This is a genomic window from Streptococcus parasanguinis, from assembly GCF_032163505.1.
Taxonomy (GTDB): domain Bacteria; phylum Bacillota; class Bacilli; order Lactobacillales; family Streptococcaceae; genus Streptococcus; species Streptococcus parasanguinis_V.
Genome location: NZ_CP134147.1, coordinates 2,074,460 through 2,101,018, shown reverse-complemented (window position 1 = coordinate 2,101,018; position 26,559 = coordinate 2,074,460). Strand labels below are relative to the sequence as shown.

27 protein-coding genes are annotated in these 26,559 nt (G+C 40.1%); 21 read left to right on the top strand and 6 right to left on the bottom strand.

Annotation, left to right across the window (positions count from 1 at the left end):
* Positions 1–13: 13 nt before the first annotated feature.
* The 5 genes from pgsA to RIN70_RS10170 all read left to right on the top strand — a co-directional run bounded on the left by pgsA (position 14) and on the right by RIN70_RS10170 (position 3,803).
* Positions 14–553 (top strand): CDP-diacylglycerol--glycerol-3-phosphate 3-phosphatidyltransferase, encoded by a 540-nt coding sequence (gene pgsA / locus RIN70_RS10190; protein ID WP_003009208.1) that lies wholly within the window; start codon positions 14–16, stop codon positions 551–553.
* A complete protein-coding gene (locus RIN70_RS10185) occupies positions 554–1,378 on the top strand; it encodes an energy-coupling factor transporter ATPase (RefSeq protein WP_195623333.1) in 825 nt (274 codons plus the stop codon).
* Positions 1,363–2,205, top strand: a complete 843-nt coding sequence (locus RIN70_RS10180; protein WP_021154152.1) for an energy-coupling factor transporter ATPase — start codon at positions 1,363–1,365, stop codon at positions 2,203–2,205. The genes RIN70_RS10185 and RIN70_RS10180 overlap by 16 nt, the downstream gene beginning before the upstream one ends.
* Positions 2,198–2,995: an energy-coupling factor transporter transmembrane component T family protein gene (locus RIN70_RS10175; RefSeq protein ID WP_045760058.1), complete on the top strand. Its 798-nt coding sequence runs from the start codon at positions 2,198–2,200 to the stop codon at positions 2,993–2,995. Before RIN70_RS10180 ends, RIN70_RS10175 begins: the two co-directional genes overlap by 8 nt.
* A gap of 157 nt (positions 2,996–3,152) precedes the next feature.
* Positions 3,153–3,803 carry a LysM peptidoglycan-binding domain-containing protein gene (locus RIN70_RS10170; protein WP_003002250.1) on the top strand — a complete coding sequence of 217 codons (651 nt, stop codon included), beginning with the start codon at positions 3,153–3,155 and terminating at the stop codon, positions 3,801–3,803.
* A gap of 24 nt (positions 3,804–3,827) precedes the next feature.
* Here RIN70_RS10170 and RIN70_RS10165 read toward each other — a convergent pair whose 3' ends face one another.
* Genes RIN70_RS10165 through sdaAB form a run of 3 tightly spaced genes read right to left on the bottom strand, consistent with a single transcriptional unit; the run spans position 3,828 to position 6,012 of the window.
* Positions 3,828–4,457, bottom strand: coding sequence for an HAD hydrolase-like protein (locus tag RIN70_RS10165; protein WP_070664942.1), 630 nt, complete (start codon positions 4,455–4,457; stop codon positions 3,828–3,830).
* Between the two features lies 1 nt (position 4,458).
* Positions 4,459–5,331: an L-serine ammonia-lyase, iron-sulfur-dependent, subunit alpha gene (gene sdaAA, locus RIN70_RS10160; RefSeq protein ID WP_272144750.1), complete on the bottom strand. Its 873-nt coding sequence runs from the start codon at positions 5,329–5,331 to the stop codon at positions 4,459–4,461.
* A gap of 9 nt (positions 5,332–5,340) precedes the next feature.
* Positions 5,341–6,012, bottom strand: coding sequence for an L-serine ammonia-lyase, iron-sulfur-dependent subunit beta (gene sdaAB, locus RIN70_RS10155; RefSeq protein WP_003002135.1), 672 nt, complete (start codon positions 6,010–6,012; stop codon positions 5,341–5,343).
* Positions 6,013–6,240: 228 nt separating this feature from the next.
* On the opposite strand from sdaAB, the gene apf reads away from it, so the two are divergent.
* The 13 genes from apf to rpsD all read left to right on the top strand — a co-directional run bounded on the left by apf (position 6,241) and on the right by rpsD (position 18,918).
* On the top strand, positions 6,241–6,783 hold the full coding sequence (gene apf, locus RIN70_RS10150) for an aggregation-promoting factor (protein WP_070664944.1): 543 nt from the start codon (positions 6,241–6,243) through the stop codon (positions 6,781–6,783).
* A 204-nt stretch (positions 6,784–6,987) separates the two neighbouring features.
* The gene (mnmA, locus tag RIN70_RS10145; protein WP_023919979.1) at positions 6,988–8,109 is read left to right on the top strand and encodes a tRNA 2-thiouridine(34) synthase MnmA; all 1,122 of its coding nucleotides are present in this window, start codon (positions 6,988–6,990) and stop codon (positions 8,107–8,109) included.
* A gap of 20 nt (positions 8,110–8,129) precedes the next feature.
* Positions 8,130–8,552 (top strand): SseB family protein, encoded by a 423-nt coding sequence (locus RIN70_RS10140; RefSeq protein ID WP_049471774.1) that lies wholly within the window; start codon positions 8,130–8,132, stop codon positions 8,550–8,552.
* Between the two features lie 146 nt (positions 8,553–8,698).
* A complete protein-coding gene (locus RIN70_RS10135; RefSeq protein ID WP_070449615.1) occupies positions 8,699–9,154 on the top strand; it encodes an NUDIX hydrolase in 456 nt (151 codons plus the stop codon).
* A gap of 8 nt (positions 9,155–9,162) precedes the next feature.
* Positions 9,163–11,073 (top strand): tRNA uridine-5-carboxymethylaminomethyl(34) synthesis enzyme MnmG, encoded by a 1,911-nt coding sequence (gene mnmG, locus RIN70_RS10130; RefSeq protein ID WP_061455868.1) that lies wholly within the window; start codon positions 9,163–9,165, stop codon positions 11,071–11,073.
* Between the two features lie 198 nt (positions 11,074–11,271).
* Positions 11,272–13,248, top strand: coding sequence for a GGDEF domain-containing protein (locus tag RIN70_RS10125; protein ID WP_457853203.1), 1,977 nt, complete (start codon positions 11,272–11,274; stop codon positions 13,246–13,248).
* The gene (rplI, locus tag RIN70_RS10120; protein ID WP_003002156.1) at positions 13,245–13,697 is read left to right on the top strand and encodes a 50S ribosomal protein L9; all 453 of its coding nucleotides are present in this window, start codon (positions 13,245–13,247) and stop codon (positions 13,695–13,697) included. The genes RIN70_RS10125 and rplI overlap by 4 nt, the downstream gene beginning before the upstream one ends.
* A gap of 25 nt (positions 13,698–13,722) precedes the next feature.
* Positions 13,723–15,081 (top strand): replicative DNA helicase, encoded by a 1,359-nt coding sequence (dnaB, locus tag RIN70_RS10115; protein ID WP_014714093.1) that lies wholly within the window; start codon positions 13,723–13,725, stop codon positions 15,079–15,081.
* Position 15,082: 1 nt separating this feature from the next.
* On the top strand, positions 15,083–15,355 hold the full coding sequence (locus RIN70_RS10110) for a Veg family protein (RefSeq protein ID WP_003009183.1): 273 nt from the start codon (positions 15,083–15,085) through the stop codon (positions 15,353–15,355).
* Between the two features lie 210 nt (positions 15,356–15,565).
* On the top strand, positions 15,566–16,324 hold the full coding sequence (locus RIN70_RS10105) for an ABC transporter permease (protein ID WP_003009181.1): 759 nt from the start codon (positions 15,566–15,568) through the stop codon (positions 16,322–16,324).
* A 57-nt stretch (positions 16,325–16,381) separates the two neighbouring features.
* Positions 16,382–17,377, top strand: coding sequence for an ABC transporter substrate-binding protein (locus RIN70_RS10100; protein ID WP_201087703.1), 996 nt, complete (start codon positions 16,382–16,384; stop codon positions 17,375–17,377).
* Positions 17,370–18,101 (top strand): ABC transporter ATP-binding protein, encoded by a 732-nt coding sequence (locus RIN70_RS10095; RefSeq protein WP_045760049.1) that lies wholly within the window; start codon positions 17,370–17,372, stop codon positions 18,099–18,101. Before RIN70_RS10100 ends, RIN70_RS10095 begins: the two co-directional genes overlap by 8 nt.
* A gap of 205 nt (positions 18,102–18,306) precedes the next feature.
* Positions 18,307–18,918 carry a 30S ribosomal protein S4 gene (gene rpsD, locus RIN70_RS10090; RefSeq protein ID WP_003002210.1) on the top strand — a complete coding sequence of 204 codons (612 nt, stop codon included), beginning with the start codon at positions 18,307–18,309 and terminating at the stop codon, positions 18,916–18,918.
* A gap of 189 nt (positions 18,919–19,107) precedes the next feature.
* On the opposite strand, the gene RIN70_RS10085 is transcribed toward rpsD, so the two are convergent.
* Complete coding sequence (locus RIN70_RS10085; RefSeq protein ID WP_003001962.1) at positions 19,108–19,641, bottom strand: TetR/AcrR family transcriptional regulator; 534 nt, start codon at positions 19,639–19,641, stop codon at positions 19,108–19,110.
* Positions 19,642–19,775: 134 nt separating this feature from the next.
* Between RIN70_RS10085 and RIN70_RS10080 the strand changes: the two genes are divergently transcribed.
* Entirely contained in the window at positions 19,776–22,571 is a 2,796-nt protein-coding gene (locus RIN70_RS10080) for a YhgE/Pip domain-containing protein (RefSeq protein ID WP_195623334.1), read from the top strand.
* Positions 22,572–22,805: 234 nt separating this feature from the next.
* Here the strand turns inward: RIN70_RS10080 and RIN70_RS10075 are convergent, their stop codons facing one another.
* The gene (locus RIN70_RS10075; protein ID WP_201087704.1) at positions 22,806–23,489 is read right to left on the bottom strand and encodes a DUF4947 domain-containing protein; all 684 of its coding nucleotides are present in this window, start codon (positions 23,487–23,489) and stop codon (positions 22,806–22,808) included.
* A gap of 89 nt (positions 23,490–23,578) precedes the next feature.
* Positions 23,579–24,826 carry a carbohydrate-binding domain-containing protein gene (locus tag RIN70_RS10070; protein ID WP_195623364.1) on the bottom strand — a complete coding sequence of 416 codons (1,248 nt, stop codon included), beginning with the start codon at positions 24,824–24,826 and terminating at the stop codon, positions 23,579–23,581.
* Positions 24,827–25,040: 214 nt separating this feature from the next.
* On the opposite strand from RIN70_RS10070, the gene RIN70_RS10065 reads away from it, so the two are divergent.
* Together RIN70_RS10065 and RIN70_RS10060 are read left to right on the top strand one after the other, a co-directional pair.
* Positions 25,041–25,820, top strand: a complete 780-nt coding sequence (locus RIN70_RS10065; protein WP_272144776.1) for a polyphosphate polymerase domain-containing protein — start codon at positions 25,041–25,043, stop codon at positions 25,818–25,820.
* Positions 25,813–26,496: a DUF4956 domain-containing protein gene (locus tag RIN70_RS10060; RefSeq protein ID WP_201087706.1), complete on the top strand. Its 684-nt coding sequence runs from the start codon at positions 25,813–25,815 to the stop codon at positions 26,494–26,496. The genes RIN70_RS10065 and RIN70_RS10060 overlap by 8 nt, the downstream gene beginning before the upstream one ends.
* Positions 26,497–26,559 lie beyond the last annotated feature (63 nt).

Below are 26,559 nucleotides of genomic sequence, written 5' to 3'. Positions count from 1 at the left end.
TTTTGGAGGAAGTATGAAAAAAGAAAATATTCCTAATGCATTGACATTAATTCGGGTTGTGATGATTCCTATTTTTATTGCCATTTTAAGTTTAAGTCACTCTTACTTAGGACATATTGTAGCGGCAGTTATTTTTGCAATTGCTAGTATTACAGATTATTTAGATGGCTTTCTTGCACGAAAATGGAATGTAGTTAGTAATTTTGGTAAATTTGCGGATCCAATGGCAGATAAATTATTGGTCATGTCAGCTTTTATCATGATGATTGAATTAAAAATGGTTCCTGCTTGGATTGCAGCCGTTATCATTTGTCGTGAGTTAGCTGTTACTGGTTTGCGTCTTCTACTTGTTGAGACAGGTGGTACAGTTCTTGCTGCAGCCATGCCAGGAAAAATTAAAACCTTTAGCCAAATGTTTGCCATTATCTTTTTGCTTTGCCATTGGACTCTTCCAGGGCAAGTGTTGCTTTATATTGCTTTGATTTTCACAATTTATTCTGGTTACGACTACTTTAAGGGAAGTAGCTATCTCTTTAAAGACACATTTAAATAAATGAAACAGATGATTGAGCTAAAAAATGTATCCTTTCGATACGATAAAACAGTAGAAGAGTATCAAATTGACACGGTTTCGTTTCACGTGAAACAAGGAGAGTGGCTTTCGATTGTTGGACATAATGGTAGTGGGAAATCTACAGTTGTACGTCTGATTGATGGTCTTTTGGAAGCTGAGTCTGGTGAGATTTACGTTGATGGAAAACAACTGACTCGTGAAACTATATGGGAAATCCGTAGTAAAATTGGGATTGTATTTCAGAATCCTGATAACCAATTTGTTGGTGCGACAGTAGAAGATGATGTTGCCTTTGGTTTAGAAAATCAAGGAATTCCACGGGAAGAAATGCTTCAACGTGTGGAGAAGGCTATTGAGCAAGTTGGTGTGCTGGAGTTTAAAGATCGCGAACCATCTCGTTTGTCAGGTGGTCAAAAGCAACGGGTGGCTATAGCAGGTATTATCGCCTTGAGACCAACTATTATTATCCTTGATGAAGCAACTAGTATGTTAGATCCAGAAGGTAGAGAGGATCTAATGGCGGTAATGAGAGAACTTCAAAAAAAATTTCAATTAACAATTATCTCCATTACCCATGATTTAACCGAAATTGCCTTAAGTGATCGAACACTCGTGTTTCAAAAGGGAAAACTAGAGTCTTCTATGACGCCGCGGGAATTGTTTTCAAGAAATGACCTCAATGAGATTGGATTAGATAAGCCTTTTAGTAAGCAGGTCCAAGAATCTCTCAGCTCGCATTTTCCGCTAAAGCAGGACTATCTAACAGAAAGTGAGTTATTAGACCAACTATGGGAATCTCTTTAAAGAATGTCTATTATACTTATCAAGAGGGAAGTCCTTTTGAAGGGCAGGCGCTTTCTGATATTAGTTTGGAAATAAAAGATGGATCTTATACAGCCATTATCGGGCATACTGGTAGTGGCAAGTCTACTTTGTTGCAATTACTAAATGGTTTACTGCGTCCGACTAAAGGAACGATTCAATTTGAAGATTTTGTTTTAGATAATCATTCTGAGCCAAAAGAAATGAAGTACCTGAGAAAAAAAGTCGGTTTGGTTTTTCAATTTCCAGAAAGTCAGCTATTTGCGGAAACTGTTCTAGCTGATGTAGCCTTTGGACCACAAAATTTTGGGGTACCTAAGGATAAAGCGGAGGAAATAGCCAAAGAAAAATTAGCGATCGTTGGTTTAGAAGAGTCTATCTATGATAAAAGTCCATTTGAACTATCTGGTGGACAGATGAGACGGGTTGCGATCGCGGGTATTTTAGCTATCGAACCAGAGATTTTAGTATTGGACGAGCCGACAGCAGGGCTAGATCCTGCTGGAAGAAAGGAATTGATGGCGCTGTTTGAGACATTACATAAAAATGGGATGACCCTAGTTCTGGTAACTCATACGATGGATGATGTAGCAAATTTTGCTGATACCGTATTTGCTTTAGAAGCGGGAAAACTTGTCCTAAACGGATCCCCAAGGGAAGTGTTTCAACAGGTTGAGTATTTACAAAAACTTCAATTAGGAGTCCCTCAAATTACGAATTTTGCGCTTCAATTGAAACGAAGAGGACTTCCTCTGGACAGACTACCAATCAAAATTGAGGAACTAAAGGAGCTGTTACTTCATGAATAATATGATTTTAGGAAGGTATATTCCTGGAAACTCCATTATCCACCAACTAGATCCTCGTGGGAAGTTGCTCTCAATGTTTTTATTCATATTTCTTCTGTTTTGGGCAAATAATCTCCAGACAAATGTTCTTCTCTTTGGTTTTATTTTTGTTTTAATGTATCTAACGAGGATTTCGGTTAGTTTTTATATTAAAGGCTTAAAATCAATGATTTTTATCATTGCTTTTACAACTATTTTTCAATTATTTGCGACCTCTCAAGGAACTATTTTGTATCAATGGTGGTTTTTTAAATTAACCGACCAAGGATTGATGCAAGCCGCCATCATATTTTGTAGATTTATTTTAATCATTTTTTATTCGACGATTTTAACCGTGACGACGACACCATTGAGTTTAGCAGATGCTGTTGAAAAGATCCTCACACCACTAAAAATTATTAAGGTTCCGGCCCATGAGATTGGGTTAATGTTATCTATGAGTTTGCGCTTTGTTCCAACCTTAGTAGATGATACGAATCGAATCATGAATGCGCAAAGGGCGCGTGGTGTTGATTTTGGTGAAGGAAATCTATTAAAAAGGATCCGTTCCTTTATTCCAATCCTCATTCCTTTGTTTGCCTCAAGTTTTAAACGCGCAGATGCATTAGCAATTGCGATGGAAGCGAGAGGGTACAAAGGCGGTGAGGGACGAACACGCTATCGGACTCTGCAGTGGGGGGTAAAAGATACCCTAGCATTGCTCGTTATTCTGTGTCTCATGTTGATAGTTTTTTATCTAAAAAATGGATAGAGCTAGTTGTATTGGTTCAAAAATAAGGAAAAAGCGCTATACAAAGCGCTTTTTACATTAAATTCACATATTCTTGTAACATTTGTAATATATTCTACAATAAACTGTAACATTTTGTGTGTATGATAGAATTATGTTCGAAAGGAGAATAGAATTCATGAACAGTAAAAAGTTCCAATGGACAGTCACTTCCCTACTTTCAGCAGCATCACTTTTCATTTCTGGTATTGCTACAGTGAATGCTGAAACTTACGAAGTGAAGTCTGGAGATACTCTATCAAAAATTGCACTAGAAAATAACACTTCAGTAGAAAATATTATTGCATCTAACAATCTGACTAATGAAGATTTGATCTATGCAGGACAAATTATTGAGTTAGGTGAGCGTTCTAAATCTATGATTGATAAAGTTGCTCCACAAGAGCAAGCAAAACCTGCTGAAAGTGCACCTACAGCAACTGCAACAGCACAAACTGCTCAAAAACAAACAACTTATGCAGCAAATGCTGCAGTGACTTCTGCACAATCAACAAATGGTGGAATTGTTCTATCAAATGGGAATACTGCTGGGGAACAAGGATCTTATGCAGCTGCTCGTATGGCTGAAATGACTGGTGTACCTGCTTCTACTTGGGAAGCAATTATTGCCCGTGAATCAAATGGTCAAGTAAATGCAGCAAATGCTTCTGGTGCCAGTGGCTTGTTCCAAACAATGCCAGGTTGGGGTTCAACTGCAACAGTTGATGATCAAATCCAGGCTGCATACAATGCATATAGCTCACAAGGTTTATCAGCTTGGGGTTATTAAAAAATAGGTTTACAATTTGTAAACCTATTTTTTTAATGTCTCAAGAATATCAAGTGGAGAGTGACAAATAAAATCTGGTGAGTAGAGAAGTAGATCTTCAAGATCTCCAAATCCCCAAGTGACGGCCATGGTTTTTATGCCAACTGCTTGACCTCCAATGAGGTCAAATTTTGTGTCTCCAATAATCACTGTCTCCTCTTTTGGAAGGTCATTGATTGACAAGGCGTATCGAATGACATCGGCTTTGTGGATACGATCTGAATTTGATCCATAAATTCCTTTAAAGTATTTATCGATACCTAAATCTTGACACATCTGTAAAGCAACTGGTTCATGTTTTGAAGTAGTTACATAAAGAGGAATGTTTTCGTCTTGTAATGCTTTCAAAGCTTCTACTATCTGAGGAAACAGAGTTGATTTGTATTGACCTTTTTCATGATAATACTGGCGGTAGATAGTTACGGCTTGATCTACTAAAGTTTCAGGAAGGGTAGCTTCAAAACTAGAAATCAAAGGTGGTCCCATAAAACTACGGATAGTTTTGAGATCGGGTTGAGGAACCTTCAAAGTATCGAATGTATGTTGAAAGCTCTCTGTAATTCCCTTGGAACTGTCAACTAATGTTCCATCTAAATCAAAAAATAAGGCTTGCATGCTATTCTCCAAATATCTCTTTTTGTAATCTACGTCCGGTTGGTGTTGCTGCCAATCCTCCTTCAGCTGTTTCTCTAAAGGCAGTCGGAAGACTAGAACCAACTTGGTACATGGCGTCAATCACTTCATCGACAGGAATTTTTGATTCAATGCCTGCTAAAGCCATATCAGCAGCAATGAAGGCATAGCTAGCTCCCATTGCGTTCCGTTTAACACATGGAACTTCCACGAGTCCAGCTACTGGATCACAAATGAGCCCAAGCATGTTTTTGATGACAAAACAGACAGCTTGACTCGCTTGATAAGGAGTTCCTCCAGCAGCTAGTGTCAATGCAGCCGCACTCATAGCTGAAGCAGAACCGACTTCTGCCTGACAACCACCTTCTGCGCCTGAAATAGAAGCATTATTGGCGATCACTAAACCAAAAGCTCCAGCTGTCAGTAGAAAATCTAATTGTTGCTGACGGTTTAACCCTAATTTTTGAGTTGCTGCAGTGAGAACTGCGGGAAGGCAGCCAGCAGATCCTGCAGTGGGTGTTGCGCAGACCAGTCCCATCTTAGCATTGTGTTCGTTGACAGCAATAGCATTCTTCGCTGCAGTTAGGACGGTCAAGTCAGATAACGTTTTTCCTAATTTGATATAGCGATCTAATTTTGCGGCATCCCCACCAGTTAACCCACTACGAGAGTGGTTTTCATTTAACCCTAACTTTACAGAATCAATCATCACTTCTAAATTACGGGTCATTAATCGTAGGACTTCTTCTCGTTCACGACCAGTTAGTTCAAATTCAGTTGCAATCATTAACTCTGCGACGTTTCCTTGGTATTGCGTGCTTGCTTGTTCTACGAGGTCTACAATTGAATAAAACATATGAACTCCTTATTTGAAAAAGTTGACATTATGAAGATGAGGAATTTTACGGATATCTTCGATCGCTGCTTCACAACTCCTTGAGTCAACTTCTATAATCATAATCGCTTTTTCTCCAGCTTTTTCCCGCGTCACATTCATTTGCGCAATGTTAATATCATAGCGAGAAAGAGCTTCTGTCACATGAGCGATCATTCCAGGGACGTCCTGGTGAACAATGATAATGGTTGGAGTATTCATATTTAGCGAGATAGCAAAGCCATTTAACTCAGTAACCTGTATGTTCCCACCACCAATTGAGATTCCAGTGACAGAAATCGTTTTATGATCATTTTTAACAGTAATGGTTGTTGTGTTTGGGTGAGGAGCATTGCTTTCTTTTTGAATAGACCAAACAATCCGAATGCCTCGTTCATGTGCAATTTTTAGACTATCTGGGATTCTAGGATCATCTGTGTCCATTCCTAAGATGCCCGCTACTAAGGCTAAATCTGTTCCATGACCACGATAGGTTTTGGCGAAGGAATTAAATAATTGGAACTCAACTTCTTTTGGTTCCTCTCCAAAGATAGAAGAAACAATTTTACCAATTCGAACAGCACCTGCAGTGTGACTACTGGATGGGCCGATCATCACAGGTCCAATAATATCAAAAACTGATTGGAATTTTAAAGAGTTCATGCTCTGCTCCTTTGTGATCACTTTACTTCATTATATCAGATATGGCTGATGATTTCTTCTATTTTTCCCGAAATATCTGAGAAATCTTAAAGGGGGCTTAAAGCATTTATATTATCCTGGATTTTTAGTATTTCTAACATCTGACTGAAATATTTGACATATAATTTCAATAAATATGAAATATTTCTTGTGTAGTATAGAGGTATACCAATAAAGGAGTACATAATAATGAATAAAAAACAAATGATGAAACGAATGATTGGACTTAGTTTACTTGCAGGACTTTTCCTTCCAATTGTAGCGAATGCAGATTCTTATACTGTAAAATCAGGTGATACTTTATCAGCTATTGCTAAAGAGAAAAACACAACGGTTGATGCGATTGCTAAGAAAAATAAGATTAGTAACGTGAATCTCATCTCAGTTGGTCAAGTTCTTGAGATTGAAGATGCAAATACAACGCAGAAAACCACGGAGCAAGCTCCTGCTAGTAAAACTGATACTACACAAGCAACAACTACTGTCTCTGCTTCAGATGGCTTGAGTGCGGAAGACGCGGCTGCTAAGGAATGGATTGCTCAGAAAGAGTCAAGTGGTAGCTATACAGCACAAAATGGCCAATATTATGGCCGTTACCAATTAACTATCACTTATTTGAATGGTGATTTATCACCTGCAAACCAAGAAAAAGTAGCCAATCAATATGTTGTCAACCGTTATGGATCATGGTCAGCAGCTAAAAATTTCTGGTTGGCAAATGGCTGGTATTAAATTCGTTTAAAAAGAGTTCTTGAATAGGACTCTTTTTAAATTTACAGACTTGTAAACCCATCGATCCTGATCAACAAAAAGAATAGTAAGATGCTTGTTTTCTAATATAAAGCGTGTTAAAATGGTAACTGCTCAAAACGACCTTCAATCGTTGAAGCAAACCACGACCTTCAATCGTGAGAAACGAAAAGATGGGAGAAATCTATGAGTGATAACTCGAAAACACGTGTTGTTGTTGGTATGAGTGGTGGTGTGGATTCATCTGTAACAGCTTTATTATTAAAGCAACAGGGTTACGATGTCATCGGCATCTTCATGAAAAACTGGGACGACACAGACGAAAATGGCGTCTGTACAGCTACAGAAGATTACAAAGATGTAGCAGCGGTTGCAGACCAAATTGGCATTCCTTACTATTCTGTCAACTTTGAGAAAGAATACTGGGATCGTGTCTTTGAATATTTCCTTGCTGAATACCGAGCTGGTCGAACACCAAATCCGGATGTCATGTGTAATAAGGAAATCAAATTTAAGGCCTTTTTAGATTATGCTATGACACTCGGTGCAGATTATGTAGCGACAGGGCACTATGCGCGCGTGGCGCGTGATGAGGATGGCATTGTTCATATGTTACGTGGTGTTGACAACGGGAAGGACCAAACTTATTTCTTAAGCCAGCTGTCACAAGAACAACTTCAAAAAACCATGTTCCCATTGGGACATTTGGAAAAGCCTGAAGTTCGCCGTCTAGCTGAAGAAGCTGGATTAGCAACAGCTAAAAAGAAAGACTCAACTGGAATTTGCTTTATTGGAGAAAAAAATTTCAAAGAGTTTCTAGGGAATTACCTTCCTGCCCAACCAGGTCGAATGATGACCATTGATGGACGAGATATGGGTGAACATGCAGGTTTGATGTATTACACAATCGGTCAACGGGGTGGGCTTGGAATTGGAGGCCAACAAGGTGGAGACAATGCGCCATGGTTTGTAGTTGGTAAAGACCTTAGTCAAAATATTCTTTATGTAGGTCAAGGCTTCTATCATGAAGCATTGATGTCAACAAGTTTACAGGCTAGTCAAGTTCACTTTACACGAGATATGCCAGAAGAGTTTACATTAGAGTGTACAGCTAAGTTCCGCTATCGTCAACCAGATTCTAAGGTAACTGTACACGTTAAAGGTGATAAGGCAGAAGTGATTTTTGCAGAACCTCAACGAGCTATTACACCAGGACAAGCTGTTGTCTTTTACGACGGTGAAGAGTGTCTAGGCGGTGGCTTGATTGACAATGCTTATCGGGATGGAAAAGTTTGTCAGTATATTTAGATTTTCTAGGAGGAACGAAAGTGTTTCAGTTCTTTAAGAAAAAAATAGAGAACACAAAGACTATCTCTGACTATAAGAAACAGTATTTGAGGGAGAAAACGACGGAGTCAATTGAAGCTTTGTTCAAGGAATTGAAGCAATCTAAAGTTTGGGTTCCCTTTAATGCCTCTTTAATGGATGGGAGTGACGAACAAGAAGGTGTTCGTCTAAAACCGGATATTCTACGAAAGGGAGACGACTACTTTTATCCTTGTTTCTTGACGGAACAGGATATTCCTAAAGATTATTACGATCGTTTTTCTTGGCTGCAAATACCTTTTACGGACTGTTTATTTACTGCAGAAAGGATAGGAAAGTTTCCAGTGAGAGGGATTGTTCTAGATGCATTCTCTGATCCAGTTGAGATTGACAAAGGAGTTTTTGAAGCAATCCGTCAATCTTAGTATATTTAAATTGACAAATTTTCTCAATTTGCTACAATAATAAAAGCAATAGAAATGATGGTCAAAGCTCATGGATGTTGCAGGCTTTTTTGTCCTGCACTTCTCAGAGTTTTGACTATTTTTGTGTGATTTCGAAAGGAAGTAAAATGAGGCAACAGGATTTTCGGACGAAAATAGGTTCTACTGTTTTTGGCGTGAGAGCGACTGCTTTGATTGTAAAAGATAATCGCTTGTTCGTCATAGAAGATGAGGACGGCTGTTATACAATCGGAGGTGCTATTCAAGTCAATGAAACTACAGAGGATGCGGTAGTTCGTGAAGTCAAAGAGGAACTTGGTGTTACATCTACAGTAGGTCCGTTAGCTTTCGTGGTTGAAAATCACTTTGAACAAGCTGGAATCCACTATCATAACATTGAATTTCATTATTTGGTGGACTTGCTAGAAGATGCACCTTTGGTCATGCAGGAAGATACAAAGCGATTACCTTGCCGTTGGATTGCTTTAGATGATTTACACACTGTTGACATGAAACCGGCCTTTTTAAAATCAGCCCTACCAGAATGGGACGGAAAATTACGACACATCCATCTTGAGAAATAGGAGAAAAAATGACTTATAATTTTATTGAAGAATACGATATCATTGTAATTGGTGCGGGGCATGCGGGAGTAGAAGCCTCCCTAGCTGCTAGCCGTATGGGTTGTAAGGTCTTACTTGCGACTATTAACATTGAAATGCTGGCTTTTATGCCTTGTAATCCCTCTATTGGTGGTTCTGCTAAGGGGATTGTCGTGCGTGAAGTCGATGCCCTCGGTGGAGAAATGGCCAAGAATATCGACAAGACCTACATCCAAATGAAAATGCTCAATACCGGTAAAGGTCCTGCGGTTCGTGCACTTCGGGCTCAAGCAGACAAAGAACTTTACTCAAAAGAAATGCGGAAAACGGTTGAAAATCAAGAAAATTTAACTCTTCGTCAAACTATGATTGATGAGATTTTGGTGGAGAATGGTAAGGTTGTTGGTGTAAGGACTGCAACTCACCAAGAATATGGAGCAAAGGCTGTTATTGTCACTACTGGGACAGCTTTACGCGGAGAAATTATCATTGGAGATCTCAAGTATTCGTCAGGACCTAATCATAGTCTAGCTTCTATCAATTTGGCCGATAATCTCAAACAGCTAGGATTAGAAATTGGACGTTTCAAAACAGGGACGCCACCTCGTGTAAAGGCGTCGTCAATTAATTATGACGAAACGGAAATTCAACCCGGAGATGAAGCTCCAAATCATTTTTCTTATACATCGCGTGATGAAGATTATGTAAAGGATCAGGTTCCTTGTTGGTTGACTTACACAAATGGGCATAGCCATGAAATTATCCAGAATAATTTACACCGGGCACCTATGTTTACAGGGGTTGTAAAGGGAGTAGGTCCTCGCTATTGTCCATCCATTGAGGATAAAATTGTCCGTTTTGCTGACAAAGAGCGTCATCAACTATTCTTAGAACCTGAGGGACGAAACACAGAAGAAGTCTATGTTCAAGGGCTGTCAACGAGTTTACCGGAGGATGTTCAGCGGGATCTCGTTCATTCTATTAAGGGACTTGAGAAGGCAGAAATGATGCGAACGGGTTATGCGATTGAGTATGATATGGTTTTGCCTCATCAATTGCGCGCAACTTTGGAAACCAAGAAAATTTCAGGTCTCTTTACAGCTGGCCAAACCAACGGAACGTCTGGTTATGAGGAGGCCGCTGGTCAAGGGATTATTGCAGGGATCAATGCTGCTCTAAAAATCCAGGGAAAACCAGAACTCATTTTGAAACGTAGTGATGGCTATATTGGGGTTATGATCGATGACTTGGTAACAAAGGGAACGATCGAACCGTATCGTTTATTAACAAGTCGTGCAGAATACCGTTTGATTTTGCGTCATGATAATGCCGATATGCGCTTGACAGAAATGGGACGAGCAATTGGATTGGTAGATGATGAACGTTGGCAACGTTTCGAAACCAAGAAGTATCAGTTTGAAAACGAGATGAAGCGTTTGGATAGCATTAAGTTAAAGCCTGTAAAGGAAACCAATGAGAAGGTCGCTGCAATGGGCTTTAAACCATTGACAGATGCTGTCACTGCTAAAGAATTCTTGAGACGACCAGAAGTCTCTTACCAAGATGTGGTAGAATTTATCGGTCCTGCAGCTGAAGAACTGGATGATAAAATCATTGAATTGATTGAAACTGAAATTAAATACGAAGGTTATATTTCAAAAGCAATGGACCAAGTTGAAAAAATGAAGCGTATGGAAGAAAAACGAATCCCTGCGAATATTGACTGGGATGATATTGACTCTATTGCAACCGAAGCGCGTCAAAAATTTAAATTAATTAATCCAGAAACGATTGGTCAAGCAAGTCGTATCTCAGGTGTCAATCCAGCGGATATCTCTATTTTAATGGTTTACTTGGAAGGTAAATCTCGGAGCATCTCCAAAAACAAAGCAAACCACTAATAAAATGGGGCTGAGATGATGTTTCAGCCTCAATTTTATGGATTGAAATCTGTTGTTGCTATTTACACAGTTGTAAACCTTGTTTACAAAGTAGTGAAGCGGAGGAAGAGCTTTTTAGTGGTCTTTCTTCTCTGTAATATAGAGAGAAACCTCGCTTTTTACCTCTATTTATGGTATAATTCCGAAAAGAGGTTTATGATGAAAAAATTTCGTTTATCGTTCATCCATTATGTGTTAATTGGTTTTATTTCATTTGCAATTTTAGCAATTTTTTTAAGAATCTTTGGCAAAGGCTATGTAACTCTCATTGCAATTTTTTTAGTCTTAGCTGGATTGATTGCTTTATTTGAATACCAGTTACAAATTTCAGAGTTAGATGAATTAGAACAAATACAATACGTTAACCATCAGGCAGAAAGCGGATTAGCATCCCTCCTTGATAAAATGCCTGTTGGAGTTATCAAAATTAATGAAGAGACAAATGAAGTAGAGTGGTTCAACCCTTATGCTGAATTGATTTTTTCAACAGATGATGGGGACTTTGATGTTGAATCCTTGAAAAAGTTACTCAATACTCTGTTTGAGGATAAAGGTCATTATGTCACTGTAGCCGATAAGAAATATTCTGTTTACTTTGATCAGACGTCTAGTGTTGTTTACTTTTTTGATGTTTCAAGTGAGTATGAAGCAACTGTGGGATTGGTGACAACTCGTCCCGTTATCGGTATTATTTCTGTTGATAACTATGATGATCTAGAAGATGTCATTTCAGACTCTGATATTAGCAATATCAATAGTTTTATTGCCAACTTTGTAGAAGAGTTTACAGCTCATTACCATATGTTTTACAGACGTGTGGGGATGGATCGTTTCTATTTATTTACAGACTACACGGTCTTAGAACAGTTGATGGAATCAAAATTTTCTGTCATCGATCAATTCCGTGAAGAAGCTAAAAATCGTGAGCTACCTATTACCTTAAGTATGGGATTCTCGTATGGTGACGGGGAGCATGATGAGATTGGTAAAGTGGCTCTCTTGAACCTAAACCTTGCGGAAGTTCGTGGTGGGGATCAAGCAGTAGTCAAAGAAAACGATGAACAGAAAAACCCTATTTTCTTTGGTGGGGGAACAGCTTCTGCTGTGAAGCGGACGCGGACTCGCACACGCGCTATGATGACAGCTATTTCGGATAAGATTAAATCCGTTGATCAAGTTTTCATTGTTGGGCATAGAAACTTGGATATGGACGCTTTAGGAGCGTCTGTGGGAATGCAGTTTTTCTCTAGCAATATTTTGGCTTCCTCTTATGTGGTCTATGACCCGCATGCAATGGCTAGTGATATTTCAAGAGCAATTGCGAAACTAGAAGAAGAGCAGGTAACGAAAATCCTTCCCCTAGAGGAAGCCATGCAAATGGTGACGGATCGCTCTTTGTTAATTATGGTTGACCATTCTAAGACAGCCTTGACCCTTTCTAAAGAATTTTATCAGGAATTCCAACAGATTATTGTCATTGACCATCATCGTCGGGATGATGATTTCCCTGAAAATGTTCTGATCACCTATATTGAAAGTGGAGCAAGTAGTGCGAGCGAATTGGTTAGTGAACTTATTCAGTTCCAGAAGTCGAAGAAAAATCGGTTAACGAAGATTCAAGCTAGTGTCTTGATGGCTGGAATTATGCTGGATACTAAGAACTTCTCCACACGTGTTACAAGTCGGACCTTTGATGTGGCGAGTTACCTTCGCTCAAGAGGTAGTGATAGTGTAGCCATCCAGGAGATCTCTGCTATTCAGTTTGACGAGTACCGCGAAGTGAACGAACTGATCTTGACTGGTGAAAAGATTTTGCCACATATCATCGTAGCTTGTGCCAATACGACTAAAGCCTATGATTCAGTAACTATTAGTAAAGCAGCTGATAGTATGCTGGCCATGTCTGAGGTGGAAGCAACCTTTGTCATCGCTTGTAATCAAAGTGGGACTGTCTCGATTTCTGCACGAAGTCGAAGCAAAGTCAATGTACAGCGTATCATGGAACAGCTTGGCGGAGGAGGTCATTTCAATTCGGCGGCTTCTCAAATTGAGGGTCAAGATTTGATGAGTATTCGTCAACAATTGATTGAGACTATTGAAAACGAAGTAACTATTGAAAAGGAGAATGTAGAATGAAAGTTATTTTCTTAGCGGATGTAAAAGGTAAAGGTAAAAAAGGCGAAATTAAAGAAGTGCCTACTGGTTATGCACAAAACTTTTTGATCAAGAAAAATCTTGCGAAAGAAGCCAATGCCCAAGCAATCGGTGAACTTCGTGGAAAGCAAAAGTCAGAAGAAAAAGCGCATGCTGAATTATTAGCGGAAGCGCAAAAGATTAAAGCAAAATTAGAAGAAGAAGCAACTGTTGTTCAATTCACGGAAAAAATTGGGCCAGATGGCCGTACTTTCGGCTCTATTACCAATAAAAAGATTGCAGAAGAGCTTGAGAAACAATTTGGCATTAAAATTGATAAACGTCATATCCAAGTTTCCTCTCCAATTCGTTCAACAGGTTTGATTGACGTCCCTGTAAAAATTTATCAAGATGTTACAGGTGTGATTAATATTCGTGTAAACGAAGGGTAAACACGATCGATAGAAAGGTTTTTTTATGGCTGAGATAGAGGAATTACGAACACAACCTCAAGATATCCAAGCAGAGCAATCAGTGTTGGGAGCCATCTTTATTGATGAGGGGAAATTGGTCTTTGTTCGTGAATATATCGAGCCTGGCGATTTCTTTAAGTACTCGCACCGTTTGATTTTTAAAGCCATGATCGATCTAGCTGACCGCGGGGATGCGATTGATGCGACGACTGTTCGAAATATTTTAGATAGTCAGGGGGATCTCCAAAATATTGGCGGTCTCTCCTATTTGGTAGAAGTCATTAATTCGGTACCAACTTCAGCTAACGCAGAGTATTACGCGAAGATTGTTGCCGAAAAAGCTGTCTTACGTCGGTTGATCTCTCGATTAACGGAAAGTATTAATCAAGCTTATGATGGTGCAAGTCCTTCAGATGAAATCATTGCGGGTGCTGAAAAAGCTCTGATTGATGTTAGTGAAAACGCAAATCGTAGTGGATTTAAAAATATTCGAGACATCTTGAATATAAATTTTGGTAGCTTAGAAGCCCGCTCGCTTCAAACCTCTGATATTACGGGTATTGCGACAGGCTATCGCGATTTGGACCATATGACGACGGGGCTACATGAGGAAGAGTTGATTATTTTAGCGGCTCGTCCTGCAGTAGGGAAAACAGCCTTTGCTCTCAATATTGCTCAAAATATCGGTACAAAGTTGGATAAGACAGTGGCTATTTTCTCATTAGAAATGGGTGCTGAAAGTTTGGTTGACCGGATGTTAGCAGCTGAAGGCTTGATTGAATCCCATTCGATTCGTACAGGTCAATTGACGGATGAAGAGTGGCGAAAATATGCCATTGCTCAAGGGAATTTGGCCAATGCGAGTATTTACATCGATGATACTCCAGGAATTCGGATCACTGAGATTCGTTCGAGAGCAAGAAAATTAGCGCAGGAAACAGGGAATCTTGGTCTTATTCTGATTGACTACCTGCAGCTGATTACAGGGACTGGAAGAGAAAACCGTCAACAGGAAGTTTCAGAAATTTCTCGTCAGTTAAAGATTTTGGCTAAGGAACTAAAAGTTCCCGTTATTGCTTTGAGTCAGCTATCACGTGGTGTGGAACAGCGCCAAGACAAACGTCCTGTTCTTTCTGATATTCGTGAATCTGGATCGATTGAGCAGGATGCGGATATTGTTGCTTTCTTGTACCGTGATGATTATTATGATCGAGCTGGTGAAGAGGAAGAAGATGGAATGCCCAATAATACGGTTGAAGTGATTATCGAGAAAAACCGTTCAGGTGCGCGTGGGACAGTCGAATTAATATTCCAAAAGGAATACAATAAATTCTCAAGCATTTCAAAGAGAGAGGATCAATAAGATGAGTGATGCATTTACAGATGTTGCAAAAATGAAAAAAATTAAAGAAGAAATCAAGGCCCATGAAGGACAAGTGGTTGAAATGACGCTTGAAAATGGACGGAAACGTCAAAAAAATAAATTTGGACGCTTGATTGAGGTCTATCCTTCTTTATTTATTATCGAGTATACGAACGACAATAGCTTACCAGGTGAACCGGCCAATACCTACGTGGAGTCTTACACCTATTCAGATATTTTGACAGAGAAGAATTTAATTCGTTATTTGGATTAATTCCTTGCTTTTATCGTCTAAATCAGTTATTATAATAAATACATATGGGAGTCTGTGTACAGTCTGAGAGGAAGTGTAAGCTTCGACCGCACCTGATCTGGGTAATGCCAGCGTAGGAAACAAATGAAATGTATTTTTCGTTATGAGTGACCTTGTGCAATCCGTCTCCTATTTTGGAGGCGTTTTTTATTTGTGAGAAAGGAGGTTACGATGTCTCTTGTAAAAAGATATTCAAAACAGTTGATAGGATTTGCAGGTTTTAGCAGCCTTCTTGTCTTATGGCAGCTAGCAGGATTTTTAAATATCCTCCCCAAATTTGTATTACCAACGCCACTTGAAATTGGGAATGCCTTTGTACGAGATCGAGCTCTCCTGATTCATCACAGTTTGTCTACCCTTCAAGTGGCCTTGATCGGACTTGTTATAGGGGTTCTTCTTGCTGCTGGCTTTGCGATTCTCATGGATAGTTTTCAATGGGTGAATGATCTGGTCTATCCTTTTATGGTTGTTATTCAAACCATTCCGACGATTGCCTTGGCCCCCATCCTGGTTCTTTGGTTTGGTTATGGTATGCTTCCAAAACTAGTTTTGATCATTATTACGGTGGTATTTCCCATCGTAGTCAGTCTGTTAGATGGTTTTCGGCATTGCGATCAAGATATTCTGAGATTGTTTCAGATTATGCAAGCCAATCGCTTTCAGACCTTAGTTCATTATAAAATTCCTGCAGCGCTTCCTTATTTTTTTGCAGGTTTACGTGTGAGCGTTTCCTATGCTTTTATCAGTACGGTAGTTTCAGAATGGTTAGGAGGTTTTGATGGATTGGGGGTCTATATGATCCAATCGAAGAAGTTATTTCAGTATGATACGATGTTTGCGATCATTGTATTGATTTCTGCTATTAGTTTACTCGGTATGTTTCTCGTTGACCAATTAGAACGAACCATTCTGAAATGGAAAAAGGATTGACAAACTTGTAAATGGTGTAAAATTTAAATTGACAAAAATGTAAAAGAGGTATAGCTAATGAAAAAGTCAATAGGTTTATTTTTCTCAATAATATTGGGATTTGTTTTCTTGAGTGCTTGTCAAAATTCTGTCAAGCAATCGTCAAGCGATTTGAAAAAGATTGATTTTATTCTAGATTGGACCCCGAATACCAATCATACGGGTCTCTATGTAGCTAAGGAAAAAGGGTACTTTAAAGATGCAGGACTGGATGTAGATATAAAACTTCCTCCAGAAGACAGTAGTTCTGATTTGATTATCAATGGGAAAGCTCCATTTGGTATTTATTTCCAAGATTCTATGGCCAAGAAATTAGATAAAGGTGCGGGTATTACCGCTGTTGCAGCTATCGTCGAACACAATACGTCAGGGATTATTTCAAGAAAAGATGCAGCGATCACAAGTCCAAAAGATTTGGTTGGTAAGCGGTATGGCACCTGGAATGATCCGATTGAGTTGGAAATGATCAAATCGATGATGAAAAAAGAAGGGGCTGATTTTAATCAAGTAAAATTGGTTCCAAATAGTGATTCAAATTCCATTACTCCGATTGAAAATAAGGTCTTTGATGCTGCTTGGATTTATCACGGTTGGGATGGAATTTTGGCTGAGCAAAAGGGAATGAAGACCAATTTCTTCTATATGAAAGATTTTGTTCCTGCATTTGACTACTATTCGCCTGTTATTATTGCTAACAATGACTATTTGAAGTCTCATAAAGAGGAAGCAAAAAAATTCATTCAAGCGGTGAAAAAAGGCTACCAATATGCTATAGAGCATCCAGAAGAAGCAGCGGATATCTTGATTAAACAGGCCCCTGCCTTAGCTAACCAGCGTGATTTTGTACTCGCTTCCCAAAAATATCTTTCTAGTCAATATGCTTCAGACAAGGACAAGTGGGGGCAGTTTGATCCTAAGCGGTGGAATGCTTTTTATGCTTGGGCAAAAGAGCAAGGATTGGTTTCAAATGACTTAGAAGACAAAGGTTTCACAAATGAATTGGTAGGTGACTGATATTTTAACCGTAAAAGATGTAAGTTTCTCTTTTGGAGAAAAAGCAGTTTTAAATAATGTATCACTAGAAGTGCAAAAAGGAGAAATCGTCTCTATTCTAGGTCCGAGTGGGGTAGGGAAATCAACCTTGTTTAATTTAATTGCTGGGATCCTTCCCATACAAAAGGGCGCAATAGAAGTAGATAATGCCCCGATCTCCTTTGGGAAAGTCAGCTATATGCTACAAAAAGATCTTTTGTTGGAACATAAGACAGTATTGGGAAATATTATTCTTCCCCTTCAATTAAAAAAGATTCCTAAGGAAGAGGCGACATCTACAGCTCTAAAATTGTTAGATGAATTTAAATTAGGAAGTATCGCCAACCTTTATCCCAATGCGCTGAGTGGGGGGATGCGGCAACGGGTGGCGCTATTGAGAACCTATCTTCTGGGTCATTCTGTCTTCCTATTAGATGAAGCTTTTAGTGCCTTAGATGAATTGACAAGGCAGGATCTTTATCACTGGTATCTAGAAAGTAAGGAACGTCTTGGTCTCACCACTCTAGTGATCACTCATAGTATCGAAGAAGCTTTGACATTGAGTGACCGGGTCTATATCTTGAATCATAATCCCGGTGAAATTATTGCAGATCTTCCTTTAAAATGGGATCCAGCAACGGATAGGGACTGGCAACAATTGCAATATAAAAAACGAATCATAGAATTGTTAGCTGAATTTCATTGAAATTGTTTTGAAGGACTTTACAAAGTTTCTATTCCGTGATAGAATAGAATTTGTGCGAAATGACAGCAGGACAAAATGAAGCTCGTCAACAGGAAGTCAGCTAGAAAAGTAACCTTTGCTGTTTGGGCGAAGGCTTTCTGAACGAATCAGGTTTGTCTAAAACGTTATTTCCTACAAAAATTATTTTTATAGGAGGACATTTTAAATGTCACGTTATACAGGACCATCTTGGAAACAATCTCGCCGTCTTGGCTTGTCACTTACAGGTACAGGTAAAGAATTGGCACGTCGTAACTACGTACCAGGTCAACACGGACCAAACAACCGTTCAAAATTGTCAGAATACGGTTTGCAATTAGCTGAAAAACAAAAACTTCGTTTCTCTTACGGACTTGGTGAAAAACAATTCCGTAACTTGTTCGTACAAGCTACTAAAGTTAAAGAAGGAACTGTCGGTTTCAACTTCATGCTTCTTTTGGAACGTCGTTTGGATAATGTTGTTTACCGTCTTGGACTTGCGACTACTCGTCGTCAAGCTCGTCAATTCGTTAACCACGGTCACATCCTTGTTGACGGAAAACGTGTTGATATCCCTTCATACCGTGTAACTCCAGGTCAAGTGATCTCAGTTCGCGAAAAATCAGCTAAAGTTCCAGCTATCCTTGAAGCTGTTGAAGCTACAGTTGGACGTCCAGCATTTGTATCATTCGATGCTGACAAACTTGAAGGTTCATTGACTCGCCTTCCAGAACGCGATGAAATCAACCCAGAAATCAACGAAGCACTTGTCGTTGAATTCTACAACAAAATGCTTTAATTTCAAGAAAAAACTTGCAAAAAGCCTACAACAGTGGGCTTTTTGTTTTGTCTTAAAGGGTTGATTTCTGGGTTTGTTCAGTTACAAATTTTCTAAAGCTGTTTCATTAAATGAGAAAGTTTTTTGTTTTCTTAAAACCTAAACCTGCTAATAAAAAAACTCCTGATCTAGATCGATCAGGAGAGACTGTTACCGTAACATTTTCATTAAAAATTCAGCCATTTGTTGAGGGCTTTCTTTTTTTCCGCGCGAAACCCACATCTGACAGACTCCGAAGAAAGCATTGGTCAGATAGACAGAACTGTAGACTCTTTCAATATCTGTTAATGATTTATGACTATAGCGCTCTTGCAAACTATCAACCAGAAGAATCTGTAATTTATGTCGTAAGAAGGTTTGGATCTCCTTGGTTCCATTCTCTGTCAGAAGAACCGCAAAGAGTGGCTCCTTGGTTAGAAATTCGAACACTTCTGTAATCGCTTGGCGCTTGTCATCTTGGTGTTTATCAAAGATATATTCAAGCTTGTGAAAGAGTGCTTGTTGGTAGCGCTCGATCATATCGTACTTGTCTCGATAGTGGGTATAAAAGCTAGAGCGACTAATGCCAGATTCTTGTGCTAACTCAACCGTTGTGATTTGGTCGAATGATTCCTTTTCGAGTAGTCGAACCATCGCCTCCTCGATATTTCGTTTTGTTTTTAATCGTTTATTGCTCTCAGTCATCTGTTAATCCTTTTTGCACAAAATTGTACACAGTGTCTAAAAAATAAGATTTTCTACTTGTGAAAATTTCTAGAAACTGTATAATCTATTATATCAGAAATTTAGACAATGTGTATAAAAAGGAGACAAAAAATATGATGAAAGAATGGAAGGCTATTCTTAAAAAGCCAACATTTATCATTGTCATGATTGGAGTTGCTTTGATTCCAGCTCTTTATAATATTATTTTTCTATCTTCCATGTGGGATCCATATGGCCAAGTTTCGGATCTTCCTGTAGCGGTTGTCAATAAGGATCAATCTGCTACATATAATGGACAAAAAATGGAAATCGGAAAAGACATGGTGTCCAATTTGAAGGACAATGACTCACTTGATTTTCATTTTGTAGATGAGAAAGCTGCGAAAGATGGTCTCAAAAATGGCGATTATTATATGATTGTAACCCTGCCTGAGGATCTTTCAAAAAAAGCTAGCTCCATCTTAACCAATCATCCGGAACAGATGACCATTGATTACCAAACGTCCAGTGGTCATAGTTTTATTGCAGGAAAAATGAGCGATACTGCGATGACAAAAATGAAGCAGTCAGTGGCTGAAAAAGTGACCAATACATATACAACAGCTTTATTTTCTAAAATGGGGTCGCTTAAAACTGGTATGGGGACAGCGGCAGATGGAAGTGCTAAATTAGCAGATGGTGCAAGTAAATTGGAAGATGGTGGTCAAACACTGTCTACTAATTTGAATACATTGGCTCGTTCAAGCTTAGCATTTTCAGATGGTGCAACCACTCTTCGTACGGGTCTTGCGGCTTATACAGATGGTGTTGGTCAATTAGGAAATGGTCTCAATCAAATGGCTGGTCAACTTCCAAACTTGGTATCTGGCGTCAATCAATTAAATAATGGGTTTGGTACTTTTAATACAGGCTTGATGGCTTACGCTACCGGAGTGGATCGATTAGGAAATGGTCTCAATCAAATGGCGAGTCAAACCCCTCAGTTGGCCTCAGGAGTTGGTCAGTTAACCAGCGGTATGGGTACCCTCAATGATGGTCTTGGGAATTATATCAATGGTGTGCGTCAATTGAATTCAGGCCTGTCTAACTTTTCAAATGGTTTAGCAACCTATACAAATGGAGTCGCTACTTTATCAGAGGGAGCGGGTCAATTAAGTAGTCAATCTGCTACCCTTCGAAATGGGGTTTCACAATTAGAATCAGGTATTCAAACATTATCAAGCCAGCTACAAGCTTCTACAAGTCAATCCGCTCAGATTAATCAATTGGCAGCAGGTTTAAACCAATTAAATGCAGCGATTCAAAATGCTACAGTAGATACCAGTCAACTTTCGTCTGGATTGACGAGTATTGCGAATTCAGCTCAATCAATCCTTGCTTCAGCCCAAGCGGATCGTGCAAATGCCCTTGCAAGCGTGCAAGGGACAGCAGCCTATCAAGCAATGACAGCTGACCAACAAGCGGAAATCAATGCGGCAATCTCATCGAGCCCAAGCTCGAGTGAAACGGCGGCTCAAGGAATCTTGACTACGATTCAAACGATCCAAGGTAGTTTGAATACAGGAAATAGCTTGACACAACTGCAAACGGCAGCCAATCAAGTTTTACCGACAGCTTCTTCTACCTTGACAGACTTGTCAAGTGGCTTGTCTAAGATCCAATCCGCAGTTAGTGGACAATTGTTGCCAGCTAGTCAAACCATCAGTCAAGGGATCAGCGCTTATACAGCTGGTGTCGATAAAATCGCTAATGGAGCAACCCAACTTCAGACGAATAGCAGTACTTTAACAAATGGGGCTAGTCAGTTAGCAGCAGGTGTTGGCCAACTAGATAGTAAATCATCAGAATTACTTGCAGGAAGCAATCAATTAGCTTCTGGTCTAGGTGAGTTAAATGGAAAGATGCCTGCCTTGACATCAGGCATGAATCAACTGGCTTCAGGAGCGACCCAATTAACAGGTAAGTCGGGTGAATTGGTTGCTGGTGCTGGAAAATTAGCTGACGGTGTAGGACAATTGAACAGCAAGACTCCAGAGTTGGCAGGTGGTGTCAATAAACTTGTCACTGGTGTCAATCAGTTGACAGAAAAATCAGGTCAACTGGTGACCGGAGCTGATAAACTAGCCGACGGTGCAAATCAAATCTCAGATGGATCCAGCAAATTAGCAGCAGGTGGCCAAACATTGACAAATGGTTTAGGTGAATTAGCAACAGGAAGCCAAACCTTGAGTCAAGGATTAAACGATGCTAAGGGACAATTGAATGTGGCTACAACTGAAAAAGAAAACGCTAAAACCTTAGCAAATCCAGTCACTATGTCTAAAACAGACCGTGACAATGTCCCGGTGAATGGTGTCGGAATGGCTCCTTATATGATCTCTGTAGCACTCTTTGTTTGTGCCTTGTCAACCAACATGATCTTTGCAAAATTACCATCCGGCAGTCACCCTGAAAGTCGCTGGGCATGGTTTAAATCTCGCTTTGAGGTCAACGGAACGATTGCGGTGATTGCAGGAGTCTTGGTCTATGGTGCCGTTCACTTGATTGGTTTATCAGCTAATCATGAGATGGCTACTCTCTTCCTTTGTGTGATTGGTAGTGTGGCCTTCATGTCTATCGTGACTGCTTTGACAACATGGCAAAGAAAGATCGGTGCTTTCCTTTCCTTGATCCTCTTGCTCTTGCAATTGGCTTCTAGTGCAGGAACCTATCCTCTTGCTTTGACAAATGGCTTTTTCCAAGCCATTCATCCATTCTTGCCAATGAGCTATACCGTTTCTGGTCTTCGTCAAACGATTTCGATGACAGGAGAAATTGGAAATCAAGTGGCCTTCCTTCTGATGACTATTGTTCTTTTTGCAGGCCTCGGAATGTGGTTCTATAATCCAAAAAAATATGAAGAGGACTAATCTTCAAGAACTCCCAACAGAATGTGTTGGGAGTTTTTTTGTTTCATGTGAAACAAGAGGCTGGGACAAAAGTCCTAGCCTCTCAATTGTCTTTGGATTGTCGAGCAAGACGCAGTGGTTGAGTGGCCTCTACTACGCTGATTTCATCAGCTTTTACAGCCCTACTCAACTGTGCGGAGGTGGGACGACGAAATCGAATTCTAACGAATTACCGATTTCTGTCCCACTCTCTTATTATTTAAAGAAGACAACATCAGGATTTGGTGTAATATAGAGAAGTTGGTCGTTTTCAAAGACCAGTTGGATAGTGTTGTTTTTATAGGTGTAAATGGTGTAGTTTACTCCGAATTTAGAAGCTTGTTTGAGATCAACAGCTCCCATCAAAAAGGCGTGAGCTTGTTCCCCTGTGATTTTCCCCTCGTGGTAGAGCCCTTTAATATTTTCTAATTCGGTATTTTCAAAAGATTCGGCAATATAAGCAGGGTCTGTTATTTGTTTCTCTGGATTTCCAAGAATTGTTTGGACAAGAGCGGTGGTATATCCTTCATAATCCGGCGTCTGTGCAAAAATTTTATCGTCATTTCTAGAGTAGGCTACTTTTAAGTTCCCTGTCGCATAAATTTTATCTTTGGGTGCTTCTTGAGCATTTCTAGGGAGTCCTTCGGTTGTGACGATGTCAGAAGTGGTTTCCGTAGTAGTTGAGGGAGAGCTAGAGGAGTTGCTTGAGCTATTTGAACTGGTTGAGCGACTCGGGAGGCTAGAACGACTCGAGCTACTTTTTTTAAAGGTTTTCTTTTTTGAGCTGGTAGTAGTGGGTACTTTTTTAAAGTTGATCTTAAGGTCCGGCATACAGGCTGATAGAAAAAGAAGAGACAGCAAGAGTGTGAAGAAAAGAGGGAGTGTTTGTTTTTTCATCATGTTCCTTTCGATAAGCTGATTGATTTTCTATTCTATCATAAAAAGGGTAACAAAAAAAGGTCAGGAAGAAATCCTGCCTTTATTTGTTATTATGGATGCCCACCTCCAGGTCCACCGCCTTGAGGTCCGCCACCACCTGGAGCCCCACCGCCTCCAGGCATGGAGTTGACAATTTCCGTTTGTTTTTCACCGTTGATATAGATGTTTCCGCCAGTGTAGGTAGCAGTACCATCAAAGTCGAATCCAGATTGTCCCGTTAATTTAATGGTTCCTCCTGTAACAGTGATATTTCCATTCGAATCAATTGGATCGGTATCGCCTTGCCCAACTTCAACGTTAAGGGTTCCACCATTCATGGTGAAGAAAATTTCATCTTGGTTGGCATTAGCATTGGCCGCATTGACACCATCATCGGTTGCATAGATGGTGATATCTCCACCGTTGATGGTGATCGATTTTCCTTCAAGCCCTTCGACAGACTCGGTTACCTCATAGGTTCCGCTATCGATGACCAGATCACCAGAAGCATGGATGCCATCGTCCCCAGCTGAAATGGTCATGGTATTGTCAGACAGATACATGGTTCCGACAGATGTATCTTCATCGTTATCCACCTTGACGGCATCTTCATCTGCATCGATGGTCATGGTCGTACCGGTGATATTGAGTTCATCATTGACGTTGAAGGCATCTCCAACAGCCGTGATCTTATAGGTTCCACCTGTGATGTGGAGGGTATCATTGGCCTTAATCCCGTTGTTCTTCTTGGCGTCAATGTTGAGCGCACCCGAACCATTGATGGTGAGGTCGCCTTTAGAGGAGATCACCGCATCGGCATCTTCATCATTGTTTGAACTTGAATCAGACAAGGTATTGGTCGTGCCGTCTGCTAGAGTGAGATAGACATGCCCTGCTTTCGTAGCAGAAATTGGCGCGTTGGTGTTGGTCATGGTAACGCCTTTCAGGACGATGTGAACATCATCTGAGTCACCTGCTTCGACCTTGATTTGAATCCCATCTGATTCACCAGAGATGACATAGGTTCCAGCCTTCGAGATGGTCACAGTTGATCCAGATACAGCTACGCCGTCACCTGATACACTTGCAGACGAACCAGACAGTTTTACAGTAGAGGATTTGCTTTCATCATAAGAGCTGTCCTTGTCCTTATCTGTAAAATAGTTGGAATTGTTTGTTTTATTTTTTGAAGTAGAAGTAGCGGTTGTTTGTGCAGTATTGCTTTTTGTAGCTGATTGTGATGATGCCTGGGTGCAAGCTGTCAGTAAGGTGAGGGTTGCGGCCCCCGTTAATAAAAATTTCCATTTGTTTGATTTCATGAGCTTTTCCTCTCGTTCCATTGATATGCTCCTAGTCTAAAGTTGCTAGCTGAAAGTTTCCTAAAGTTTTTCTGAAAGGAACCTTAACTTTAGTTTTCTTTAAGTTTGGCTTAATGACCAGTTAAGAAAGTCCCATTAAACTAGAAAGCACGTAAGTCGTATTCATACTTACTGAAGGTTAGAAATAATAGATCCCCCTTAAAGGAGAAGAAACATGAAAAAAACAATTGAGACAAGCTTCAAGCGGATTGAAACCAAATATGTGGTAGTTAAAGAAGACTTGGATGATTTATTGAAAGATTTGAAGAAATATGTTGTTGAAGACGATTATCCCATCTCCACGATTTCGAATGTCTATTTTGATACCGAAGACTTCGATGTGATCCAAGATGCCCTTGCTAAACAGAATCGTCGTGAAAAGATCCGGATGCGGACCTATGTGGAGCATCCAACAGTGGAGAGTCCGGCTTTTCTAGAAGTAAAATCAAAGGATGCAGAAGGAATTGGTCATAAGTTCCGCCTGGTCTCGAACCCTTCCTCCATCACCCGCCTCATGACGGATGGACTAGTGGATCAGACCATTCAGGATCTGGACTTGGTGCAAGAAATCCAAGTTCTGCGCCAGCGCTATGATAACCGCCTACAGCCTCAGATGTACATCTATTATGATCGTTTGTCCTTAAAAGAAAAGAAGAGTATCCAAGGCTATCCTTACAATAAGATTCGGGTCACCCTGGATCAAAATTTAGTCTATCGTGATCAGCAGGTCAGTCTCCTTTGTGGGAAAGCTGGTGAGCCTTTATTAGAAGAAAATACCATCATTATGGAAATCAAGGCCCCAGGTGAAGAACCTCAGTGGCTGAAGGACATTCTGGATAAGTACGGACTGGTCAAACAGAAATTTTCGAAATACAGTTGTGCCTACCATAAGTCACAAGGCTTAGACTATGCACCAACGCCAATTCAAGAAAGGACAGGTGTTGCCTATGTCTAATCTATTTGATTCTATTTTTAATAACGCTACGGCAACCGTAGATCCGGTGCGCCTGATGCTAGCCTTGCTGGTCAGCCTGGTGCTCGGGATGGCCCTGTCTTGGACCTACAAATACCGTACTCTCTATACGCGTGAATTTATCGTCAGTCTCACCTTGCTTCCCTGCATGATGACCCTGGTGATTTTCCTGGTGAACGGGAGTCTGGGGACCTCGATTGCAGTAGCGGGAACCTTTAGCTTGATTCGTTTCCGGTCTGCTACCAGCGGCTCGAGAGAATTGATCGCGATTTTCCTAGCCATGATTATTGGTTTAGCAGCGGGGTCGGGCTACCTCTTATTGGCAGTTTTGTTTACGGCCTTTCTGTTAGCTATCTGGCTCTTGCTCGAAACCAAGCAAAGTAAGACCGACCACCAACGGCGCCGTCATTTGACTATAACTGTCTCAAAACAAGATTCTGTTGCAGAACAAATCAGCCAGTTGTTGGACCAAAGGTGTTCAGAGATTGACTTTATTTCTGTCACAACGGCCCAAGCTGGAGAACAACTGACCTTGAACTACGAGGTAAATATGAAATCGAACATCGATGATTTTGGCCTTGCCAATCTATTGATTAGCGAGATTGAAAATTGTGATGTCGCTCTGACAAAGAAAGCGAAGAAAAGAAAGAATTTATAACTGCTACCCTACTTTAGGATAGTTTTTTAGGGTTTTAAGAACTTTTTAAGAAAAAGTGGTATA

Bases quoted from the DNA above. Each gene is read 5' to 3' on its own strand.
- pgsA (WP_003009208.1), top strand. From the start codon at position 14: ATGAAAAAAGAAAATATTCCTAATGCATTGACATTAATTCGGGTTGTG.
- RIN70_RS10185 (WP_195623333.1), top strand. From the start codon at position 554: ATGAAACAGATGATTGAGCTAAAAAATGTATCCTTTCGATACGATAAA.
- RIN70_RS10180 (WP_021154152.1), top strand. From the start codon at position 1,363: ATGGGAATCTCTTTAAAGAATGTCTATTATACTTATCAAGAGGGAAGT.
- RIN70_RS10175 (WP_045760058.1), top strand. From the start codon at position 2,198: ATGAATAATATGATTTTAGGAAGGTATATTCCTGGAAACTCCATTATC.
- RIN70_RS10170 (WP_003002250.1), top strand. From the start codon at position 3,153: ATGAACAGTAAAAAGTTCCAATGGACAGTCACTTCCCTACTTTCAGCA.
- RIN70_RS10165 (WP_070664942.1), bottom strand. From the start codon at position 4,457: ATGCAAGCCTTATTTTTTGATTTAGATGGAACATTAGTTGACAGTTCC.
- sdaAA (WP_272144750.1), bottom strand. From the start codon at position 5,331: ATGTTTTATTCAATTGTAGACCTCGTAGAACAAGCAAGCACGCAATAC.
- sdaAB (WP_003002135.1), bottom strand. From the start codon at position 6,012: ATGAACTCTTTAAAATTCCAATCAGTTTTTGATATTATTGGACCTGTG.
- apf (WP_070664944.1), top strand. From the start codon at position 6,241: ATGAATAAAAAACAAATGATGAAACGAATGATTGGACTTAGTTTACTT.
- mnmA (WP_023919979.1), top strand. From the start codon at position 6,988: ATGAGTGATAACTCGAAAACACGTGTTGTTGTTGGTATGAGTGGTGGT.
- RIN70_RS10135 (WP_070449615.1), top strand. From the start codon at position 8,699: ATGAGGCAACAGGATTTTCGGACGAAAATAGGTTCTACTGTTTTTGGC.
- mnmG (WP_061455868.1), top strand. From the start codon at position 9,163: ATGACTTATAATTTTATTGAAGAATACGATATCATTGTAATTGGTGCG.
- RIN70_RS10125 (WP_457853203.1), top strand. From the start codon at position 11,272: ATGAAAAAATTTCGTTTATCGTTCATCCATTATGTGTTAATTGGTTTT.
- rplI (WP_003002156.1), top strand. From the start codon at position 13,245: ATGAAAGTTATTTTCTTAGCGGATGTAAAAGGTAAAGGTAAAAAAGGC.
- dnaB (WP_014714093.1), top strand. From the start codon at position 13,723: ATGGCTGAGATAGAGGAATTACGAACACAACCTCAAGATATCCAAGCA.
- RIN70_RS10110 (WP_003009183.1), top strand. From the start codon at position 15,083: ATGAGTGATGCATTTACAGATGTTGCAAAAATGAAAAAAATTAAAGAA.
- RIN70_RS10105 (WP_003009181.1), top strand. From the start codon at position 15,566: ATGTCTCTTGTAAAAAGATATTCAAAACAGTTGATAGGATTTGCAGGT.
- RIN70_RS10100 (WP_201087703.1), top strand. From the start codon at position 16,382: ATGAAAAAGTCAATAGGTTTATTTTTCTCAATAATATTGGGATTTGTT.
- rpsD (WP_003002210.1), top strand. From the start codon at position 18,307: ATGTCACGTTATACAGGACCATCTTGGAAACAATCTCGCCGTCTTGGC.
- RIN70_RS10085 (WP_003001962.1), bottom strand. From the start codon at position 19,641: ATGACTGAGAGCAATAAACGATTAAAAACAAAACGAAATATCGAGGAG.
- RIN70_RS10080 (WP_195623334.1), top strand. From the start codon at position 19,776: ATGATGAAAGAATGGAAGGCTATTCTTAAAAAGCCAACATTTATCATT.
- RIN70_RS10075 (WP_201087704.1), bottom strand. From the start codon at position 23,489: ATGATGAAAAAACAAACACTCCCTCTTTTCTTCACACTCTTGCTGTCT.
- RIN70_RS10070 (WP_195623364.1), bottom strand. From the start codon at position 24,826: ATGAAATCAAACAAATGGAAATTTTTATTAACGGGGGCCGCAACCCTC.
- RIN70_RS10065 (WP_272144776.1), top strand. From the start codon at position 25,041: ATGAAAAAAACAATTGAGACAAGCTTCAAGCGGATTGAAACCAAATAT.
- RIN70_RS10060 (WP_201087706.1), top strand. From the start codon at position 25,813: ATGTCTAATCTATTTGATTCTATTTTTAATAACGCTACGGCAACCGTA.